Origin of the sequence: Allobosea sp. RCC_152_1 (assembly GCF_041360765.1) — a bacterium.
Taxonomy (GTDB): Bacteria; Pseudomonadota; Alphaproteobacteria; order Rhizobiales; family Beijerinckiaceae; genus Allobosea; species Allobosea spartocytisi.
The window spans coordinates 1092535-1112796 of the sequence record NZ_JBFUPU010000001.1 but is presented as its reverse complement, the minus strand read 5'-3'; the positions used below and the strand labels follow the sequence as shown (position 1 = coordinate 1112796).

Annotated in this window: 20 protein-coding genes and 1 pseudogene; 8 read left to right on the top strand and 13 right to left on the bottom strand. The window is 67.2% G+C overall.

All coding sequences use genetic code 11. From position 1 onward, the window contains the following. The first annotated feature begins 35 nt into the window (after positions 1-35). The 7 genes from AB6806_RS05220 to AB6806_RS05190 all read left to right on the top strand — a co-directional run bounded on the left by AB6806_RS05220 (position 36) and on the right by AB6806_RS05190 (position 7889). Complete coding sequence (locus tag AB6806_RS05220; protein ID WP_038367653.1) at positions 36-1523, top strand: replicative DNA helicase; 1488 nt, start codon at positions 36-38, stop codon at positions 1521-1523. Continuing rightward, positions 1523-2650, top strand: coding sequence for an alanine racemase (gene alr, locus AB6806_RS05215; RefSeq protein ID WP_142021068.1), 1128 nt, complete (start codon positions 1523-1525; stop codon positions 2648-2650). Before AB6806_RS05220 ends, alr begins: the two co-directional genes overlap by 1 nt. Beyond that, positions 2650-4050, top strand: coding sequence for a DNA repair protein RadA (radA, locus tag AB6806_RS05210; protein ID WP_113253102.1), 1401 nt, complete (start codon positions 2650-2652; stop codon positions 4048-4050). The genes alr and radA overlap by 1 nt, the downstream gene beginning before the upstream one ends. 107 nt (positions 4051-4157) lie before the next feature. Further along, positions 4158-4775, top strand: coding sequence for a CvpA family protein (locus AB6806_RS05205; RefSeq protein ID WP_370954225.1), 618 nt, complete (start codon positions 4158-4160; stop codon positions 4773-4775). A gap of 45 nt (positions 4776-4820) precedes the next feature. Beyond that, the gene (gene purF, locus AB6806_RS05200; protein WP_112762120.1) at positions 4821-6293 is read left to right on the top strand and encodes an amidophosphoribosyltransferase; all 1473 of its coding nucleotides are present in this window, start codon (positions 4821-4823) and stop codon (positions 6291-6293) included. Positions 6294-6307: 14 nt separating this feature from the next. Next, positions 6308-7048, top strand: a complete 741-nt coding sequence (locus AB6806_RS05195; protein WP_142020835.1) for an SDR family NAD(P)-dependent oxidoreductase — start codon at positions 6308-6310, stop codon at positions 7046-7048. Positions 7049-7205: 157 nt separating this feature from the next. Beyond that, entirely contained in the window at positions 7206-7889 is a 684-nt protein-coding gene (locus tag AB6806_RS05190; protein ID WP_370954224.1) for a tetratricopeptide repeat protein, read from the top strand. Positions 7890-8077: 188 nt separating this feature from the next. Here the strand turns inward: AB6806_RS05190 and AB6806_RS05185 are convergent. The 3 genes and pseudogenes from AB6806_RS05185 to AB6806_RS05175 form a co-directional block, all read right to left on the bottom strand. Beyond that, positions 8078-8197 (bottom strand): annotated as a pseudogene (locus tag AB6806_RS05185) (FAD-dependent oxidoreductase); the annotation flags it as partial. Continuing rightward, a complete protein-coding gene (gene der / locus AB6806_RS05180) occupies positions 8197-9594 on the bottom strand; it encodes a ribosome biogenesis GTPase Der (RefSeq protein WP_142020832.1) in 1398 nt (465 codons plus the stop codon). The gene der and the pseudogene AB6806_RS05185, both read right to left, overlap by 1 nt. Before the next feature lie 146 nt (positions 9595-9740). Beyond that, positions 9741-10403, bottom strand: coding sequence for a tetratricopeptide repeat protein (locus AB6806_RS05175; protein WP_113253097.1), 663 nt, complete (start codon positions 10401-10403; stop codon positions 9741-9743). Positions 10404-10592: 189 nt separating this feature from the next. Between AB6806_RS05175 and AB6806_RS05170 the strand changes: the two genes are divergently transcribed. Further along, positions 10593-11627 (top strand): purine-nucleoside phosphorylase, encoded by a 1035-nt coding sequence (locus tag AB6806_RS05170; RefSeq protein ID WP_142020831.1) that lies wholly within the window; start codon positions 10593-10595, stop codon positions 11625-11627. 109 nt (positions 11628-11736) lie between these two features. On the opposite strand, the gene queA is transcribed toward AB6806_RS05170, so the two are convergent. The 10 genes from queA to AB6806_RS05120 form a co-directional block, all read right to left on the bottom strand. Continuing rightward, positions 11737-12822, bottom strand: coding sequence for a tRNA preQ1(34) S-adenosylmethionine ribosyltransferase-isomerase QueA (gene queA, locus AB6806_RS05165; protein WP_142020830.1), 1086 nt, complete (start codon positions 12820-12822; stop codon positions 11737-11739). A 101-nt stretch (positions 12823-12923) separates the two neighbouring features. Further along, complete coding sequence (locus AB6806_RS05160) at positions 12924-13394, bottom strand: peptidylprolyl isomerase (protein WP_038367672.1); 471 nt, start codon at positions 13392-13394, stop codon at positions 12924-12926. Next, positions 13394-14038 (bottom strand): hypothetical protein, encoded by a 645-nt coding sequence (locus AB6806_RS05155; RefSeq protein WP_370954223.1) that lies wholly within the window; start codon positions 14036-14038, stop codon positions 13394-13396. Before AB6806_RS05155 ends, AB6806_RS05160 begins: the two co-directional genes overlap by 1 nt. A gap of 76 nt (positions 14039-14114) precedes the next feature. After that, a complete protein-coding gene (locus AB6806_RS05150) occupies positions 14115-14669 on the bottom strand; it encodes a peptidylprolyl isomerase (RefSeq protein ID WP_038368701.1) in 555 nt (184 codons plus the stop codon). 534 nt (positions 14670-15203) lie between these two features. Continuing rightward, positions 15204-15839, bottom strand: a complete 636-nt coding sequence (locus AB6806_RS05145) for a DUF1062 domain-containing protein (protein ID WP_113253093.1) — start codon at positions 15837-15839, stop codon at positions 15204-15206. 410 nt (positions 15840-16249) lie between these two features. After that, a complete protein-coding gene (locus tag AB6806_RS05140; RefSeq protein ID WP_113253092.1) occupies positions 16250-16480 on the bottom strand; it encodes a DUF1467 family protein in 231 nt (76 codons plus the stop codon). Further along, entirely contained in the window at positions 16477-16869 is a 393-nt protein-coding gene (locus AB6806_RS05135; protein ID WP_113253091.1) for a RidA family protein, read from the bottom strand. Before AB6806_RS05135 ends, AB6806_RS05140 begins: the two co-directional genes overlap by 4 nt. 3 nt (positions 16870-16872) lie before the next feature. Further along, positions 16873-17277 (bottom strand): methylmalonyl-CoA epimerase, encoded by a 405-nt coding sequence (gene mce / locus AB6806_RS05130; protein WP_038367679.1) that lies wholly within the window; start codon positions 17275-17277, stop codon positions 16873-16875. Positions 17278-17447: 170 nt separating this feature from the next. After that, positions 17448-19118 carry a ribonuclease J gene (locus AB6806_RS05125; protein ID WP_038367681.1) on the bottom strand — a complete coding sequence of 557 codons (1671 nt, stop codon included), beginning with the start codon at positions 19116-19118 and terminating at the stop codon, positions 17448-17450. Positions 19119-19379: 261 nt separating this feature from the next. Continuing rightward, on the bottom strand, positions 19380-20135 hold the full coding sequence (locus AB6806_RS05120) for a biotin--[acetyl-CoA-carboxylase] ligase (protein WP_370954222.1): 756 nt from the start codon (positions 20133-20135) through the stop codon (positions 19380-19382). Between the last annotated feature and the right edge of the window lie 127 nt (positions 20136-20262).

Sequence of the window (20262 nt, the reverse complement as noted above, 5' to 3'; positions counted from 1 at the left end):
GAAGTATCAATCAGCATTGATTTATCGGGACGGCCATGGCCACCGCTACAGCCCTCGTCGCTCGCCTCGACAACCGCGAGGCGGAATACCGCGTCCAGCCTCACAACATCGAGGCCGAGCAGGCGCTGCTGGGCGCGATCCTGGTCAATAACGACGCCTTCTACCGCGTCTCCGACTTCCTGCTGCCGGACCATTTCTTCGAGCCGATCCACCAGCGCGTCTTCGAGCTGAGCTCCAGCCTGATTCGCTCCGGCAAGCTTGCGACGCCGATCACGCTCAAGACCTTCGTCAACGACCTCGATCTCGGCGACATCACGCCGAGCCAGTATCTCGCACGACTGGCCGCCGAGGCGACGACCGTCATCAACGCCGGCGATTACGGCCGTACGATCTACGAACTCGCCGTGCGCCGCCTGCTCATCGGCGTCGGCGAAGACCTCGTCAACGTCGCCTATGACGCCCCCGTCGAGATGGCGCCGCGCGAGCAGATCGAAGAAGCCGAGCGCAAGCTCTACGAACTCGCCGAAAAGGGCCGCTACGAAGGCGGCTTCCAGAAATTCGACGGGGCGCTGCGTCTCGCCATCGACATGGCGGCGAGCGCCTATCAGCGCGCCGGCGGCCTGTCGGGCATCTCGTCAGGCCTGCGCGATCTCGACCAACGCATGGGCGGCCTGCAGCCCTCCGACCTGATCGTGCTCGCCGGCCGCCCGGCCATGGGCAAGACCTCGCTGGCGACCAACATCGCCTTCAACATCGCCAAGGCCTGGCGCGGCGAGCGGCAGGCGGACGGGACGATCAAGACGGTCGATGGCGGCGTCGTGGCCTTCTTTTCGCTCGAAATGTCGTCCGACCAGCTCGCGACCCGTATCGTCGCCGAGCAGTCCGGCATTTCCTCCTACAAGATCAGGCAGGGCCGCATCACCGAGGCCGATTTCGCCCGGCTGACCGATGTCGCCGCGCAGATCGAGCGAATCCCGCTCTATATCGACCAGACCGGCGGCATCTCGATCGCGCAGCTCGTCGCTCGCGCCCGGCGGCTCAAGCGGCAGAAGGGGCTCGATGTCCTCTTCATCGACTACCTCCAGCTTCTGTCCGGCTCCTCCAAGAACAGCCAGAACCGCGTGCAGGAGCTGACCGAGATCACGACCAGCCTGAAGGCGCTGGCGAAGGAGCTCTCGGTTCCGATCATCGCGCTGTCCCAGCTCTCGCGCCAGGTCGAGAGCCGCGACGACAAGCGCCCGCAGCTCTCGGACCTGCGCGAATCCGGCTCGATCGAGCAGGACGCCGACGTGGTCATGTTCGTCTATCGCGACGAATACTACCTCAAGGGCAAGGAGCCGCGCCCCGGCACCGAAGAACACAACAAATGGCAGATCGAGATGGAGGCGGCGCATGGCGTCGCCGAGCTGATCATCGGCAAGCAGCGCCATGGCCCGACCGGGACGATCGCCCTCCAGTTCGACGCCGATGTGACGCGCTTCTCCGACCGCGCCGACGACCTTCGCCTCCCGGACCGTGAATGATGTCTGTCGAAACGCCTGAACCCGGCGCCTATGGCGCGACACTGACCATCGACCTCGATGCGCTGGTCTCGAACTGGCGGCTTCTCGGCAAGCGCGCCGGCACGGAGGCGGGCGCCGTCGTCAAGGCGGACGCCTACGGCATCGGCATCGAGCCGGCCGTAACGGCTCTGAGCCGGGCGGGCTGCCGCAATTTCTTCGTCGCCCATCTCTCCGAAGGCATCCGCGCCCGCAAGGTCGCACCCGGGGCGACGGTCTACATCCTGAACGGCCTGCTGCCCGGAAGCGGCGGGATCTATGCCGAGCATGAATTGTCGCCGGTGCTCGGCTCGCATGAGGAATTGCTGGAATGGGCCTCGTTCCGGCAGACCGGCGCGAAAGTCCGGCCGGCGGCGCTGCACGTCGACACGGCGATGAACCGGCTCGGGCTCTGGCCCGGCGAGGGGCTGAACCTCGCCCGCGAGAAATCGGGCACCCTCGCCGCGGCCGATATCGGCCTGCTGATGAGCCATTTCGCCTCTTCCGAGGACGAAGCCGACCCGGCCAATGCCCGCCAGATCGCCGCCTTCGCCGAGATCGCCGCCGCCTTCCCGGAGCTGCCGGCCTCGCTCCTCAACTCGTCCGGACATTTCCTGAAGGACTGCCCGTCCTACCAGCTCACCCGGCCGGGCTACGCGCTCTATGGCGGCAATCCGACGCCGGGCCGGCCGAACCCGATGCAGCCCGTCATCGGGCTCGAAGCGACGATCATCCAGACCCGCGAGGTCGAGGATGGGACCCAGGTCGGCTATAACGGCCGCTGGACCGCCAAAGGCAAGCGCAAGCTGGCCACGATCTGCCTCGGCTATGCCGACGGCTATCCGCGCAACGGGAGCTGGACCGACACGATCACCGGCGGCTCGGCCCTCGTCGCCGGCGTGGCCTGCCCCTTCGTCGGCTCGGTCTCGATGGACCTGATCATCATCGACGTCACCGATGCGCCCGCGGGCGCCGCCCAGCGCGGCGCAAGCGTCACGCTGATCGGCGGGCCACTCGATCTGGAGTCCGTCGGCGCCGGCGCCAAGACGATCGGCTACGAGATCCTGACCAGCCTGGGTCGGCGCTATCAGCGGCGGTATTTGGGCGGCTGATGGCCAAGCGCGGCCCGACCTATCATTGTCAGGCCTGCGGGGCCGTCTATCACCGCTGGCAGGGCAAGTGCGACGCCTGCGGGACATGGTCCTCGCTCGTCGAGGAAGCGCAAGCGGCGCCGGTTCCGGGCGGCGGGCGCCCCTCGTCCGGCGGGAGGGCGCGGGGCCGCGTCTTCGCGCTGGAGACGCTCAAGGGCGAGACGCAGGACGCGCCGCGCATCGTCTCAGGCATAGGCGAACTGGATCGCGTCACGGGCGGGGGCTTCGTGCCAGGCTCGGTGCTGCTGATCGGCGGCGACCCCGGCATCGGCAAATCGACGCTCCTGATGCAGGCCTGCGCCGCGCTGGCGCTGGGCGGACGGCGCGTCGTCTATGTCTCGGGCGAGGAATCGACCGGGCAGGTCAGGTTGCGTGCCGAGCGCATGGGGCTGGCCGAGGCGCCGGTCGATCTGGCGGCGGAAACCAATGTCGAGGATATCATCGCGACGCTCGGCCAGGGTGAGCGCCCTGCCCTCGTCGTGATCGATTCGATCCAGACCATGTGGTCCGGCGAGGTCGAAAGTGCGCCCGGCACGGTGACGCAGGTGCGCGGCTCGGCCCAGGCGCTGATCCGCTACGCCAAGACCAGCGGCGTCTGCCTGATCCTGGTCGGCCATGTCACCAAGGACGGGCAGATCGCCGGCCCGCGCGTGGTCGAGCACATGGTCGACGCCGTTCTCTCATTCGAAGGAGAAGGGGCGCACTCGTTCCGCATCCTGCGCGGCCAGAAGAACCGCTTCGGCGCGACCGACGAGATCGGCGTCTTCGAGATGACCGGCAAGGGGCTGTCGGAGGTCACCAACCCGTCCGCCCTGTTCCTCGCGGGCCGAGACCAGCCGGCGCCGGGCGCGGCCGTCTTCGCCGGCATCGAGGGCACGCGGCCGGTGCTGGTCGAGATCCAGGCGCTGGTGGCGCCGACCGCGCTTGGCACGCCGCGGCGCGCCGTGGTGGGCTGGGAGAACAGCCGGCTCGCCATGGTGCTCGCGGTGCTCGAAACCCACGGCGGCCTCAGACTCGGCCAGCACGACGTCTATCTGAATGTCGCGGGTGGCTTGCGCGTCAACGAGCCGGCGGCGGATGTCGCGGTGGCGGCGGCGCTGGTCTCCTCGTTGACGGGTGCGATCCTGCCGCAGGAGGCGGTCTATTTCGGCGAGATCGCGCTGTCGGGCGCGGTCAGGCCGGTCTCGGTCGCGGCGGCGCGACTCAGGGAGGCGGCGAAGCTCGGATTCGAGGCGGCGCTCATGCCGGCGGGCGGTGCCGATCATGGCGACGGCAATGGCCTGTCGCTGCGCCGTTTCGGCCATGTGACGGAACTCGTTGCCGATATCGCCGCCCGCGCGCCACGCAAGAGTGTGAAATGACATCGCCGGCAGGGTGACGCAGGGGCGAGGAACGCGTATAGCAAAACCGAAACGGTGGTCCGTCGGCGGGCCGGCCGTCGTGAGTCATCAGCAAAGCGGCCTTCCCAATGCCTGTCACCATTCTCGATCTCGTCGTCATCGGCGTGGTTCTGATCTCGGCTTTGCTGGCCGCGGTCCGCGGCTTTACCCGCGAAGTGCTCGCCATCGTCTCATGGATCGCCGCGGCGGCCGTCGCCTGGGTGTTCCATCCGCAGCTCGTGCCCTTCATCCAGCAATACATTCCGGCAAGCTCGGCGCAGGGCACGATCGCGCTGGTCGCCTCGATCGCGTTGTTGTTCCTCGGCACGCTGATCGTCGTCTCGCTGCTGACGGCGCGCATCTCCGACTTCGTGCTCGACTCGCGCATCGGCGCGCTCGACCGCACCTTGGGCTTCGTCTTCGGCGCGGCGCGCGGGCTGCTGCTGGCCGTGATCGGCTATGTCTTCTTCGCGGCGCTGGTCGGCAACGAGAAGATGCCGGTCTGGGCCAAGGAGGCCAAGGCCAAGCCGATGCTGGAGGAAACCGGACGCTCGCTGATCGCGATGCTGCCGCAGGACGTGAATGCCGACTTCATCAAGAACCTGCTGAAGAAGCCCGGCACCGAGGCTGCGCCCGAACCGCCCGCAGAGGAGCCCCGCGCTCCGGGCACGCCGGCGCCCGTTGCGCCTGCCCCAACCCGTCCCTAATTAGCGCGTAGAAAGTTCGCCTCTAAACCCCGTGTGGAGCTCGCCATGATCTCGCCGACCGAGACGGAGACCGCCTTCGATCCCAACGCCGACCGGCTGCGGGAGGAATGCGGCGTCTTCGGGATCTACGGCCATGCCGATGCCGCGGCGCTGACGGCGCTGGGCCTGCATGCGCTCCAGCATCGCGGGCAGGAGGCGGCGGGCATCGTCTCTTTCGACGGCACCCGCTTCCACTCGGAACGGCGGCTCGGCCTCGTCGGCGATGCCTTCTCGGAAGCGAGCGTCATCGACAAGCTCAAGGGCAAGCAGGCGATCGGCCATGTCCGCTATTCGACGACGGGCGAGACCATCCTGCGCAACGTCCAGCCTCTCTTCGCCGAGCTGCATGGCGGCGGGTTCGCCCTGGCGCATAACGGAAACCTCACCAACGGGCTGACGCTGCGCCGCAACCTCGTGCGCGACGGCGCGATCTACCAGTCGACCTCCGATACCGAGGTGCTGCTGCATCTGGTGGCGCGCAGCCGCAAGCAGAATTTCGTCGACCGTTTCGTCGAGGGCATCCGCCAGATCGAGGGCGCCTATGCCTTCGTCGGCATGACCAACAAGAAGCTGATCGGTGCGCGCGATCCGCTTGGCATCCGCCCGCTGGTGCTGGGCGAGCTCGACGGCTGTCCGATCCTGACCTCCGAGACCTGCGCGCTCGACATCATCGGCGCCAAGTTCATCCGCGAGGTCGAGAACGGCGAGGTGCTTATCGTCTCCGAGAGCGGCATCGAAAGCCACAAGCCCTTCCCGCCGATCGCGGAACGGCCCTGCATCTTCGAATACATCTACTTCGCCCGGCCCGACTCCATCGTGAAGGGCCGCAGCATCTATGAGCGCCGCAAGGCGATGGGCGCCGTGCTGGCGCAGGAATCCCCCGCCAATGCCGATGTGGTCGTGCCGGTGCCGGATTCGGGCGTGCCGGCCGCGCTGGGCTATGCGCAGGCGAGCGGCATCCCCTTCGAGCTCGGCATCATCCGCAACCACTATGTCGGGCGCACCTTCATCGAACCGACGCAGAAGGTCCGCGAGCTCGGCGTCAAGCTGAAGCACTCGGCCAACCGCTCGGTGGTCGAAGGCAAGAGCATCGTGCTGGTCGACGATTCGATCGTGCGCGGCACGACCTCCTTCAAGATCGTCAAGATGATGCGCGAGGCCGGCGCCCGCGAGGTGCATTTCCGCATCTCCTCGCCGCCGATCACCCATCCCGACTATTACGGCATCGACACGCCCGACCGCGAGAAGCTGCTCGCCGCGACGCATTCGCTCGAGGAGATGCGGCAGTTCGTCGGCGCCGACTCGCTCGCCTTCATCTCGGTCGACGGGCTCTATCGCGCCATGGGCCATGAGCGGCGCGATCCGCTGAGGCCGCAATTCACCGACCACTGCTTCACCGGCGATTACCCGACCTCGCTGACCGACGTGATCGGCGAGAGCGCCAAGCAGCAGATCTCCCTGCTGGCCGAAGCCGGCTGAACCGGCGGCGTCTGATGTCCAAGCCTTTGCAGGGGCGCATCGCGCTCGTCACCGGCGCCTCGCGCGGCATCGGTCGCGCGGCGGCGCTGGCTTTCGCCGCAGCCGGAGCCCATATCGTGGCGCTCGCCCGCACCACCGGCGCGCTCGAGGAACTGGACGACGAGATCAACGCGCTCGGCGGCAGCGCCACGCTGGTGCCGCTCGACCTCGCCGATGCGGGCGGGCTCGAGAAGCTCGGTCCTGCGCTGCTGGAGCGCTGGGGCAAGCTCGACATCCTGCTCGCCAATGCCGGCGTTCTCGGTTCCCTCTCCCCGCTCGGCCACGTGACCGAGAAGGACTGGGCCAAGGTGCTCGACATCAACGTCACGGCCAACTGGCGATTGATCAAGTCGCTCGATCCGGCGCTGCGCGCTTCCGACGCTGGACGCGTCATCCTGCTCTCCTCGGGCGCGGCGCATAAATGCCTGGCCTATTGGGGGCCGTACTCGATCTCCAAGGCGGCTGTGGAGGCTCTGGGGCGCACCTATGCGGCTGAGACGGCGACGACCCCGGTCAAGGTCATGCTGGTCAATCCCGGCCCGCTGCGCACCAAGATGCGTGCCGAGGCGATGCCGGGCGAAGACCCGGCGACGCTGAAGACGCCGGAGGATCTCGCGCCGCATCTCGTCACGCTGGCCTCGCCGGACTGGGCCGACAGCGGCAAGATCTTCGACTTCCCGCAAGGCAAGGTGCTGGCGCCGCAGATGCCGGCCTGAGAGCGTCTCGCCGCTCCCGACCATCGGAGGCAGAATGCTCGCAGGTTTCGTCTGGCGTCCGCTTTCCCTCCCGGCCCTCGGCGCGGCTATGGTCCTGACCACCGGGCATGCTCTTGCCGATGACGGGGCGGCATCTCCTCGCCCGGCCATTTCGGACTTGCGCCAAACCTGTCGCTCCGGCCTCACGGAAGCGGCCCTCGATCCGCTGGAGAGCATCGCCCGCCATGACCGGGCTCTGGCGGCCTGCAATGCCTTGATCGACAAGGGCGGTCTCGCAGGTGACGCGCTCGCCGCGGCCCTGCTCGATCGCGCAGACCTGCTGGCGCCGGGAACGGGCGCAATCTACGCGCGAGCGCTCGCCGATTACGACCGCGCCATCGCGCTTGCGCCGACGCTCGCGGTCGCCTTCTGGAAGCGCGGAAAGGCCCATCTATTCTACATGCGGGATCTTCCGCGGGCCTTGAGCGATCTCGACACCGCCATCCGTCTCGACCCTGCGCAAGCAGAGTTCCTCGTAACGCGCGCCTCGATCCAGGCCTCGCTCGGTGAAGCGGACAAGGCGCTCGCCGATCTCGATCGCGCTGTCGCCCTCGCCCCGGGATTGGAAAAGGCGCGCACGGTCCGCGGCCTGACCTATTTCAACAGAGGCGACACGGCCCGTGCCATCGCCGACTTCAGCGAGGCGATCCGTCTCGCGCCCGAATCGGACGCGAATTACCGGTTCCGCGCCGCGGCCCGGCATGCCGCAAAAGACGAGGACGGGGCTCGGGCAGACGAGGCGAAGGCCGAGGAGCTCTCGGCGCGCGACGCGGGCAAGCCAGCCGGCGTCACTCGGCCCTGAGCCAGCGCAGCAACCCGGCCTGATCGCCGCTCTCGACCGCCGCAGCGACCCGCCTGCCGACGGCGGCGCCGAATTTGTAGCCGTGGCCCGAACAGGCCGAGACGACCGTGACCCGGCCGATCTGCCGCGAGAGGAACTTCTTGTCGGCGGTGAAGGTGTAGGCGGACGCGGTGCTGGTCGCCGGAAGCGGCGTAGTGGTTGGGGATCTGCGGTGCCTGCTCGAACAGCGTCACCGCATGCCCGCGCCGGTTCAACGACCAGGCGGTCGAAAGACCGGCGATGCCGGCGCCCACGACCGCGACACGCATCAGCCCTTGCGTTCCTTGTCGTAAGGATTGTGGCCGCCGCGCGTATGCAGCCGGATCGGCGTGCCCGGCAGCTCGAAGGCCTCGCGCAGATTGTTGACGAGGTAGCGGGTGTAGGACACCGGCAGGTGGTCGAGCTGATTGCCGAACAGAGCGAAGGTCGGCGGCCGGGCCTTGGCCTGCGTCATGTAGCGGATCTTGATGCGACGCCCGGCCACCGCCGGCGGCGGATGGGCCGAGAGAACGCCTTCGAGCCAGCGGTTGATGCGCGCGGTCGAGACGCGGCGGTTCCACACCTCATAGGCCGAGAACACGCCCTGCATCAGCCGGTCGATGCCCTCGCCGGCGAGGCCCGAGAGCGGGATGATCGGCACGCCGCGCACCTGCGCCAGCAGATGGTTGGCCTTCTCCTTGAGTTCGGCGAGCAGGCCCTGCTTGTCGGCGACAAGGTCCCATTTGTTGAGGCCGATGACGACGGCCCTGCCCTCGCGCTCGGTCAGGTCGACCAGCGTCAGATCCTGCTTCTCGAAAGGAATGGTCGCATCGAGCAGCACGACCACGACCTCGGCGAAGCGGATGGCGCGCAGCGAATCCGCGACGGAGAGCTTCTCCAGCTTCTCCTCGATGCGGGCGCGCTTGCGCATGCCGGCCGTGTCGAAGAGCTTGACCTTGCGGCCGCGCCATTCCCAGTCGACCGAGATGGTGTCGCGGGTGATGCCGGCCTCAGGGCCGGTGAGCAGCCGCTCCTCGCCGATCATGCGGTTGACCAGCGTCGACTTGCCGGCGTTGGGCCGGCCGATGATGGTGACGCGCAGCGGCCGGTCCGGATCGATATCCTCTTCGGTCCCCTCGCCTGCGACGTTCTCCCAGGCGGCCTCGCTCTCTTCCCCATCCTCATCGGGCTCATCGTCGATGAAGGGGGCGAGCGCTTCCAGCAGATCCGAAGTGCCCTCGCCATGCTCGGCCGAGAACGGCACGGGATCGCCGAGCCCGAGCGAATAGGCGTCGATGATGCCGTCCGCGCCCTTTTTGCCCTCGGCCTTGTTGGCCAGCAGGATCACCGGCTTGCCGGAGCGGCGCACCAATTCGGCGAAGGGCTGGTCCATCGGCGTCAGGCCCAGCCGGGCGTCGATCATGAAGACGACGACATCGGCCTGGGCGATCGCCATCTCGGTCTGGGCGCGCATGCGGCCGAGAAGCGAATCCTTGTCGGCCTCTTCCAGACCGGCGGTGTCGATGACCTTGAAGCGCAGATGGCCGAGCGAGGCGTCGCCCTCGCGGCGGTCGCGCGTCACGCCCGGGCGGTCATCGACCAGCGCGAGCTTCTTGCCGACGAGCCGGTTGAACAGGGTCGACTTGCCGACATTGGGGCGCCCGATGAGGGCAACGATGGCTGTCATTCGCTTCACATCTTCCGTCGTCATCCCAGCCACGCAAAGCGCAGAGCCGAGATCCATTGCCTGAACCTTAGCTGGAAACGCTCAGGCATGGATCCCGGGTCTCCCTGCGGTCGCCGGGATGACGCGCGCGATGATAAGGGTTTTTTCTAGTTCTGCACCGTCACCGGCCCGCCACGGACCAGCGCGAGGTAGAGGTCGGCCCGCTGACGCTCGGCCTGCGGTGTCGCCGGATCGGTGACGATGGCGTCGAACCAGCGCCCGGCATCCTCGAAGAGGTTGTTCTTCAGGGCCGAGACGCCGAGGAATTCGCGCGCGGAATGGCGCCAGATGCCCTGCGGCGTCGCCAGCGGCTCCAGCGCCTGCTTGATCTCGGCATAGGGAACGAGATCGACGCGCAGGATGCCGGCGCGCAGCCGGGCCAGGTCGCGATAGCTCTGGTCGAGCGAGCCGTCATTGGCGAGCGCGTCGAAGGCGGTGGCGCCGGCGGCGGGATCGTTCTTGGCCGTCTCGGCGGCGAGACGGAAGCGGGCGATCTCGCGATAGCCGGCCGGTGCACCCGCGGCGAGCTCCTTCAGGATCGACTCAGCCTGGGTGCTATCGCCGTCGCGCGAGGATTTCAGCGCCGCCTCGAAGCGCGCGCCAACGGCCGCCGCTGCCTGATTCTGCTGGTGCTGCCAGAACTGCCAGCCGGCCATGCCGATGACGGCAAGCACGGCCAGCGCCACAGCGGCCCAGCCGTACTTCTTCCAGAACTGCGCCGCCTTGTCCCGGCGGACTTCCTCATCGATCTCGCGAAAAATATCGGCCATTTGACTGTCAAAATCCCTGTTGGGAGCCCGGTAGCATTTTCACGGCCGGAATGCGAGCCGGTTCAACGACCGTGGCGTCGCAGATTGCAGCATCGACATGGACGGCCCGGCCGCCGCCATGGCAGAACACGGCACGAGGCTTGCTGTGACTCGCTGGAAAGCGGGCAGATCGCCGCTGCGGAGGCCGACATGGCTCAGAACATCATTTCGCGTTACGGCATGGCTGCTCTCGCCCTTGCCACCCTTGCCCTTGGCACCGTCACCTTGCCGGCGAGAGCCGCCTCGGAGCCGGTCAAGGTCAAGGTCTTCGTCGCGGCGATGTTCGAGATCGGCGAGAATACGGGCGATCGCGCCGGCGAATTCCAGCACTGGTACGAGCGCTACTGGATGAAAAGCCCGCCCCATGCCGTCAAAGGCGCGCTGAAGCCGATCTATTGCAACGATGACGGCGTCTGCGGGGCCGTGCTCGGCATGGGCAAAGTCAACTCCTCCTCCTCGATGCAGGCGATCCTGCTCGATCCGGCCTATGACTTCTCGCAGGCCTATTTCATCCTGAGCGGCGTCGCCGGCACGCCGCCCTCGCGCGGCACCATCGGCGACGTCTCCTGGGCGAGCTGGCTCGTCGATTACGATCTCGGCCATCGCTGGGCGCCGGAGGAAGGCAAGCCGGGCGAGCCGGTCTTCATGCCGCGCAAGGGCTATGAGAGCTACCGCGTCTTCCAGCTCAACCCGGCGCTGGTCGGCTGGGCCGTCAAGCTGAGCCAGGGCACCAACCTGCAGGATTCCGATGCGGCGCGGCAATACCGCATGCGCTATCCGGAGAAGCGCGCGCAGGCTGCGCCGGCCGTGACGACCGGCACGCATATGACCGGCGACACCTTCTTCCACGGCCCCGGCCTGTCGAAGGAGGCCCAGTACATCGCCAAGCTCTACGGCGCCGACGACTATGTCATCACCGAGATGGAGGCGGCGGCGATCACGCTGGTGATCAAGCGCCAATTCGGCACCGACCGTGTCCTGAGCCTGCGCGGCGCGGTCAATTTCGACCAGGGCAACCCGAACGAGACGACGTTGCAGCATCTCGACCCGGCGCCGGGTCAGACCGCCGGCGGCTTCGCCGAAACCGTCGCCAATATCGAAGCGGCCGGCTCGCGCGTGGTCGATCACATCGTGACGGACTGGCCGGAATGGCAGAAGGGCGTGCCGCCGCTGCCGGGGAACTGAGACTGGAAGCGTCATTCTCGGGCGAAGCGAAGCGCGGACCCGAGATCTCAAGACGAGAAAGCACTGGTTTCCGTCATGCTCGGGTCAAGCCCGAGCATGACGGCTGCGGTCAGCCCGCCCTGAACAGCAGGCTGCCGTCGCCATAGCTGTAGAAGCGGTATTGCTCAGCGATCGCATGGGCATAGGCGCGTTTCATCACGTCGAGTCCGCAGAAGGCGGAGACGAGCATGAACAGCGTCGAGCGCGGCAGATGGAAATTGGTCATCAGCACGTCGACCGCGCGGAAGCGATAGCCCGGCGTGATGAAGATCGCCGTGTCGCCGGAGAAGGGCCGGATCGCCCCGTCCTCGCCGGTCGCGCTTTCGAGGAGGCGCAGCGAGGTCGTGCCAGCGGCGACGATGCGCCCGCCCCTCGCCTTCACCGCGTTGAGCGCGGCCGCCGTCTCCGCCGAGACCGTGCCCCATTCGGCATGCATGCGGTGTTCGTCGGTGTCATCAGCCTTGACCGGGAGGAAGGTGCCGGCGCCGACGTGCAGCGTGACGAAATGGCGGGAGACGCCGCGTGCTTCGAGACCTGAGAACAGCTCCGGCGTGAAATGTAAGCCAGCCGTCGGCGCCGCGACAGCACCCTCATGACGGGCGTAGGAGGTCTGGTAATCGCTGGCATCGGCGTGGTCGGCGGGCCGCTTGCCGGCGATATAGGGCGGCAGCGGCAATTCGCCGAGCCGCGCGATCGCCTCGTCGAGATAGGCGCCGGTCAGGCTGAAGCGCAACTCGACCTCGCCGCCCTCGCCCTTCTCCAGGACTTCGGCCTGCAGGCGGCCGAGCTCGCAGGCATTGCTGGCGCCGTCCGCGTCGAACATGACGGTCTCGCCCAATGCCAGCTTCTTGGCCGGGCGGGCGAAGGCGCGCCAGCGATCCTCGCTCTCGCGCTTGTGCAGCATGATCTCGACGCGTGCCGAATCCTCGCCGCGATAGCGCCGGCCGCGCAGGCGCGAGGGAATCACACGGGTATCGTTGAGAACGAGCGCGTCGCCCGGCTGCAGCAGGGACGGCAGGTCACGGATGCCGAGATCGGCGAAGGGCTGGGCTGCGTCAGGACGCACCACGAGCAGACGCGCCGCATCGCGCGGGCTTGCCGGCCTCAGCGCGATACGGTCCTCGGGCAGATCGAAATCGAAGAGGCCGACATCCATCGGTCTACATCTCTCTTCAAACGCAAAGAGCCCTCATTCCGGGCGTCGAGCGCGGCTGGCGCCGCATCTCCCGGAACGAGGGCTCGGGTTGAGCGAAGCGATCAGGCCGCGTCGGCCATCACCTTCATCGAGACGATGGAGTCGGGATCGCGCACGGGCTCGCCGCGCTTGATCTTGTCGACATTCTCCATCCCTTCGACGACCTGGCCCCAGACGGTGTACTGCTTGTCGAGGAAGCGGGCATCGTCGAAGACGATGAAGAACTGGCTGTTGGCCGAGTTCGGGTTCTGGGAGCGGGCCATCGAGCAGATGCCGCGGACATGCGGCTCGGCGTTGAATTCCTGCTTCAGGTCAGGATAGTCCGAGCCGCCGGTGCCCGTGCCATGGGGGCAGCCGACCTGCGCCATGAAGCCGTCGATGACGCGGTGGAAGACGATGCCGTCATAGAAGCCCTCGCGAGCGAGCGTCTTGATGCGCTCGACATGGCCCGGAGCGAGGTCGGGGCGCAGCTTGATGACCACCTTGCCCTTGGTCGTCTCCATGACGATGGTGTTTTCTGGATCGAGCGACATCAGCTCTGCCTTTCGTTAAGCGGCACGTGGCCGTGGAAGCGTATGATGAAGGGTCGCCCCGCGATACTCGCTCCGAGGCCCTTCGACAACCTGATCGGCGTGCAGGCATGCACGGCGGCAACGGCGGACTCGCTGAAGCGTCTCTGGAACGCGGGATCGCCGCGCCGGGTTTCCCAGGTCACGCGCGGCTGGCCGAACAGCGTGCCGTCACGCCGCAGGCTGAAGCGGAGCGAGACCATCGCGCCGGTCAGGTCGCCCGGCAGCGGCGGCGGCTGCCAGCAGCGGCGCAGGGCCGGCGCGATATCGGTGAGCTTGTCGACGGCCTCACCCGGCTCGTTCGGCGTCTGGGGCGAGACGTCGCCGATCAGGCCGATCTCGCCCGCGCCGCCCCTGAGGCGAGACGGGCCGATCCGGCGCTGATCGATGCCGGGGATGTCGTTGCCGCTGAACGGCCCACCGACGCCCGGAGCGTAGCGCTGGCCGCTCTGCGGCGGCAGGATCGGGTTCTGCGAGCCGGAAGGCGGCGGCAGAACCGGATTCTGCGAGCCGGAGGGCGGTGGCCGGCCGAGATCGAGCGTTTCCTGCGCGGCGGCCGGCGCGAGCGCCGCGCCGAGGAGAAAGGCAGTCAAGACGAGAGGGCGCATGGCCTGCTCCTTTGCACCAGCCTGCCCCATCCGCCGGAGACGCTCACGCCTGACTTGGCCGGCTTACTTGGCCCGCTTACTTGGCGTCGGCCTGCATCCGCATGGAGACGATCTTGTCCGGGTTCGTGACCTGGCCGCTGCCGGGCGCGCCCTTCTTGATCTTGCGCACGGCATCCATGCCGGAGACGACTTCGCCGAAGAGCGTGTAGCTGCCGGTCAGAGAGCCGCAGCCCTCGTAGCAGATGAAGAACTGCGAGTTGGCGGAATTGGGCGATTGCGAGCGCGCCATGCCGACGGAACCGACCTTGTAGGGCGTCTGGCTGAACTCGGCCGGGATGTTCGGCAGGTCGGAGCCGCCGGTGCCGGTGCCGGTCGGATCGCCAGTCTGGGCCATGAAGCCGTCGATGACGCGGTGGAAGACGACGCCGTCATAGAAGCCGCGCTTCACCAGCGCCTTGATCTGCGCGACATGCTTCGGCGCCAGATCGGGCCGCAGGCGGATCGTCACCGGGCCGTCCTTGGTGGTCAGCACCACGGTGTTGTCGGGATCGGGCTTCGGCGCGGCAGTTTGGGCCTGGGCAAAGCCGAGCGAGGCGAGAAGGGCAAAAGCGGCGAGCGAGCTGCGCAGCATGAAGATCTCCATGGCCGCAAATGAGGCGGCGACCTTTCGGTCAGTAGCGATATCCTTTGGCCGGAACAAGGCATGCGGCGGCCGCGAATCCAGCCTTGTTGCACTGCACAAGTGCAGCCGAGAATGAATTTGCAAAAAGTTGAGGCTGGAGGTGCCTAAACTGATGACAACTCCGTCACAATCGGCTAATCCTTCTTGCGCTGGGCACGCTTTGTTAAGGCAAGGCGCCGCGGACCAGGTCTCGGGAGGAACGAACGCCCGCTAGTATGCAAGTCGTACGCACATAGACGTACGCCGATACTGCGGAAAAAGGCGGACTCACCAAGGCAAGGCTGCGGCCTTGCCTTTTTTCTTTTGGGGCTCCCGTTGAGGCGCCGCGTGAGGGACGCCCCAGCCTGAATCGATATGGCGACTGCGAATGGCGGGCTCGAACCGCCCTTTTTTCGCTGCCGCTTCGTCGCCCGAGCCGTTCTTTCGATCATGGCGAAGCCGTGGAAGGCATGGGGGCTCGAAAGCCGGCCCCCGCGCCAAGAACTAAAGCACGGCTTCCGTTGCCCGGGATCTCCAGAGCCGTTCCCGATCGGGCTCCGGCGACAGATCAAAACTTGCCACGGTCCCGGTTCGGATGTGACGTCGCAGAGCATCGCTGCGCTGCGTATCGATCCGAAGCCTGCCCAGGTCGTGGAGTTCCTGAAGCCGTGTGCGCGAAACCGCCAGCTCGGACGCCAGCAGACGATCGAGGCGCGTGCCGACCTGAAGCGGCACCGTCAGCGCGATCTCCAGTTCCGTCCAACAGGGCGCTTCACATACGACATCCTTCAAGATGTCGTACTCGGAGAACTCGTCGATGCGTTGCGACTTGCGCCTCAATGCATCGAGATTGAACGCTTCTGCCCGGATCCATTGCGGATCGTTGGACTGAAGCGCCTCCAGAACCGAAGGGTCGATATCGCGAAGGTTGCGTCGCTCGAAGAGCGGACGGTTCCAGGTTTTTTCGCAATCCACGCATTTGTAGATGAGCCAGGCGTCAAGCTTGCGGCCATTGGCGTTGAGCCGGATCTTCCCACTGGATTGGAAGGCTTTCAGCCCGCCGCAACCGCTACAAGCAATCCAAGGCCGGGGGGCGGTTTTGGGCGTGATGGTCCAACGGACCCGAAGTGCTCTGCACATAGTCGTCTTGGTCTTCCGTTCGGAAGTTCACCAAGATGGCGCGAGAGAGACCCTTGCCGGGCGCGGTATGGCGGTGTCGTGATGGTCGAAGAGCAGAGACAGCGGGAGCTGTGCTGGCCCATTTGAACAGTGCCAAACCGGTCTCTCGCCACCACCCGACGAACGCATTCATACGCCGACGGCATTTCGCCATCGGCTGTACGGGTGAACTGGATTGAGACCGGACTTACTTAGGCAAAGTCTACCTCGAGGCACCAAAGCTCTTCGACGACAGCGATAGCAGGTGATCGACGTGAGCGGGAGCCCCGCCCAGCGTGCGACGAGAAGAGCCGCCGGATGAGATAATTCTGCAACGGCGCCCGATGACGGTGACCGAGCTGAAAAGCGCGCTTGAGAACGCAGCGGCCGCTTCAGAAGTCGTAATTCGCCCAGATATACCAGACGAAGACGAAGATGACGGCCGCGATGACCGAGGTGATCGCCGCCTTCTTCAGCAGCCCGGGCAGGACCGGCGCGCCGGGCTCGGTGCCGTCGACGACCTCCCCGCTTTCCTGCTGGCTGCGGATGCCGAAGGGCAGCACCGCGAACAGCACCGTCCACCAGATGATGAAATAGACCGCAAGCGCGCTGGCGATGGTCATGGCGTGGTCCCTGTCAGCGCGATGCAGGAAAAGGCGACGCGCGCCTCGGTCGGAACACCGAAACGGGCCGTGTGGCGCGCCGGCAGGCCGTTCGGGAAATGCTTCACATATTCGGCGTTGCAGGCGGCGTAGTCGGCCGGATCGGTGATCAGCATCGTCATCTGGACGACGCGATCGAGAGCGCTGCCCGCCTCTGCCAGGATCTCGGCGATCCGGCCCAGCGCGTTGCGCACCTCCTCGGCCGGTGTCGTGCCGCGATGGATGCCGCGCGCCGGATCATGCGGCGCGGAATGCCCGGAAACGAAGACGAGGCCGCCGGCGACCGTCGCGGCGCTGAAGGGGCGCGGCGAGCCGGGTTCAGGCTGGCCGAGAAAGCTGATGTCGGACATGGCTCAGGCCTGCTCCAGCTCGACCAGCGTGCCGAGGAAATCCTTGGGGTGCAGGAACAGCACCGGCTTGCCATGGGCGCCGATGCGCGGCTCGCCGGAACCGAGCACGCGGGCGCCCTGCTCCTTCAGCCTGTCGCGGGCGGCGAGGATGTCGTCGACCTCGTAGCAGATGTGATGGATGCCGCCGTCCGGGTTGCGCTCGAGGAACTTCGCGATCGGAGAATCGGCGCCGAGCGGCTCGAGCAGCTCGACCTTGGTATTGGGCAGTTCGACGAAGACGACGGTGACGCCGTGCTCCGGCTCGGGCTGCGGCTGCGAGACGCGCGCGCCGAGCGTGTCGCGATAGAGCGCCGTCGAGGCCGCGAGATCCTTCACGGCGATGGCGACGTGGTTGAGGCGTCCGATCATGTCTCTCTTCCCGCTCACACCCATCCTCGGAAACGCCACGTCATCCCGGCCAAGGCGCAGCCGCGCCGATCCGGGATCCATCGAAGGGCGATGTCCCGCCTGATGATGGATTCCGGATCTCCGCTTCGCTGCGTCCGGAATGACGGCGCGTGACCATACGAGATCCTACTCTAGACCTCGATCACCAGCGCATGCACCTGGGGCTTCTTGCCCCATTCCTCGTTGACGGCGCTGCGAACGCCGCGCTCCAGCGCATTGCGCAGAGCCTCGGGGTCGCGGCGGCGGGCCTTGGGAATGCCGTCGAGCAGTTCCGCGACGGTGTCGGCGACGTATTCTTCGAAATCCGTGCCGTCCTGCGTGCGTGGCGGCAGGCCGAGGATGGCGATCTCCGGCTCGCCGGCGATGCCACCCTTCTCGTCGACCGCGACCGCGACCGAGACCATGCCGGCGAAGGAGAGCCGACGGCGCTCGGCAATCGTCTTCTCCAGCGAATTCACCAGCAGGCTGCCATCCTGATAGAGCCGGCCATGCGGCGCCTCGTCGATCTTCCGCGCCCCCTCGGCCGAGATCGCGACGACATCGCCATTGACGGTGCGCAGCACATGCTTGACGCCGAGGCTGCGGGCGAAGCTCTCATGCTCGGCGAGGTGCAGATCCTCGCCATGGGCGGGGATGGCGATCTGCGGCTTCAGCCAGCCATAGAGCCTGGCCATCTCCTCACGGCGCGGATGGCCGGACACGTGCACGAGATGGGTGCGGTCAGTGATGATCTCGATGTTGTCGCGCGCCAGGGCGTTCAGGATGTTGCCGACCGATTTCTCGTTGCCGGGGATGGTGCGCGAGGAAAAGATCACGCGATCGCCGGCCGAAAGCGCGATCTCGGGATGGTCGTCGGCGGCGATGCGCGAGAGCGCGGCGCGCGGCTCGCCCTGACTGCCGGTGACCAGCGCCACGACCTTGTCGCGCGGCAGGTAGCCATAGGCATCGACCGGGCGGAAGGACGGGATGCCGTCGAGATAGCCGCATTCGCGCGCGACATCGATGACGCGGTCCATGGCGCGTCCGACGACGACGACCTCGCGATCATTCGCCATCGCCGCTTCGGCGACGGCGCGCAGCCTTGCGACATTGGAAGCGAAGGTGGTGACGGCGACACGGCCCGGCGCGGAGGCGACCAGTTCCTTCAGCTTGGCCGCGACATCGGCCTCGCTCGGGCTGGTGCCGTCGCGCATCACGTTGGTCGAGTCGCAGATCAGGGCGAGCACGCCCTCCTCGCCGAGCTCGCGCAGGCGCTTCTCATCGGTCGGCAGGCCGACGCGCGGGGTCGGGTCGATCTTCCAGTCGCCGGTATGGACGACGAGGCCGGCCGGGGTGCGGATGGCGAGCGCGTTCGACTCGGGGATGGAGTGCGCGACGGGCACGAACTCGATGTCGAAGGGGCCGAGCGTGATGCGCCCGCCCTGCGGCACGACATTGATCTCGACCTTGGGCGCGCCGGGCTCCGAGAGGCGGCGCGTGCCGAGCAGGCCGGCGGCGAATCGCGTGCAGTAGACCGGGGCGCGCAGGCTCGGCCAGAGCGCCGCGAGCGCGCCGATATGATCCTCATGGGCGTGGGTGATCACGATGCCGATGAGGTTCGCCCGCTCCTCGATGATATAGCGCAGGTCGGGCAGGACGATGTCGACGCCCGGCGCCTCCGGCCCGGCGAAGGACAGGCCGCAATCGACCAGGATCCATTTTCGCCGCCCTTCCGGCCCGAAGCCGTAGAGGGCAGCGTTCATGCCGATCTCGCCGAGGCCGCCAAGGGGAACGAAAACAAGCTGGTCGCTGGAACGGGTCACGGATGATCCTGCAGGCACGGAGAGCCGCCAGCGGCATGCCTCATCGCACGCCGGTCGCGGCTTCCTGGAAGATGTTTCGGAAAACGCAGGTCATCCCGGACGAAGCGAAGCGGAGATCCGGGATCCATGCCGGACCCTTTCCGGTCGGCGTTCCGGCATGGATCCCGGGTCGTCCCTTGGCCGTCCGGGATGACCGCGTTGAACCGGAAATGTCCTTTAGCACGGTCGTGTCGCGGCAGGCCAGCATTGCCGCCCGCCACCTCAGGGCGCCCCGAAGAACAGATCGCCCGCATCGATCAGGCGTCGGCCGGTTTCGGTTTCGAGCTCGAGGCGGCCGGTCGGATCGAGGCCGTAGAAACGGCCCGCAAGCGGCCCTTCCGGCAAACGGATCGTGATGGTTTCGCCGAGGAAGGCGGCACGCTCGAGCCAGGCGGCGCGGATCGGGCCGAAACCGCCGGGTTGCGACCAGACGGCGTGGCGCTTCGCCCAGGCGTCGCTGAGTGCGAGCAGCATCGCCTCGACATTCGCGCGGGGCGCGGCGGTCTTCAGGTAAGTCGCCGGATAGGGCGTGTCCGTCGGGCAGGAGGCGATGTTGACGCCGCAGCCGAGGATCACGTTGAGCCTCCCTGCCCGGCTTTCGCCTTCGAGCAGCAGGCCCGACGTCTTGGCGCCGCCGAGCAGCAGGTCGTTCGGCCATTTCAGCTTGAGCCCGCCGGCGGCGGGGCCGAGCAGTTGCGAGGCGGCATCATGCAAGGCGAGCCCGGCGACGAAGCCGAGCTGCGGCGCCAGCGCCGGCTCGCACGGGTCGGTCAGCAACAGGCTGGCGTAGAGGTTGCCGGGCGGCGAACCCCATTGCCGGCCGTGACGCCCGCGCCCGGCCTTCTGGCTCCGGGCGACGATCCAGAGCCTGCCCGGCTCACCCTGATGCAGGGCGCGGCGGGCCTCCTCCATGGTCGAGCCGACCTCGTCGCGGATGATCAGCCGGTAGCCGGCAGCGCGGGCGGCTTCACCGAGCATGGGGCACAACGCACGGAGACGACATGCCCCCGTCATTCTCGGGTGAAGCGAAGAGCAGACCCGAGAATCTCAGGCCGGAAAAGCCGCCTCTCCTTCGCGAGATGCTCGGGTCAAGCCCGAGCATGAC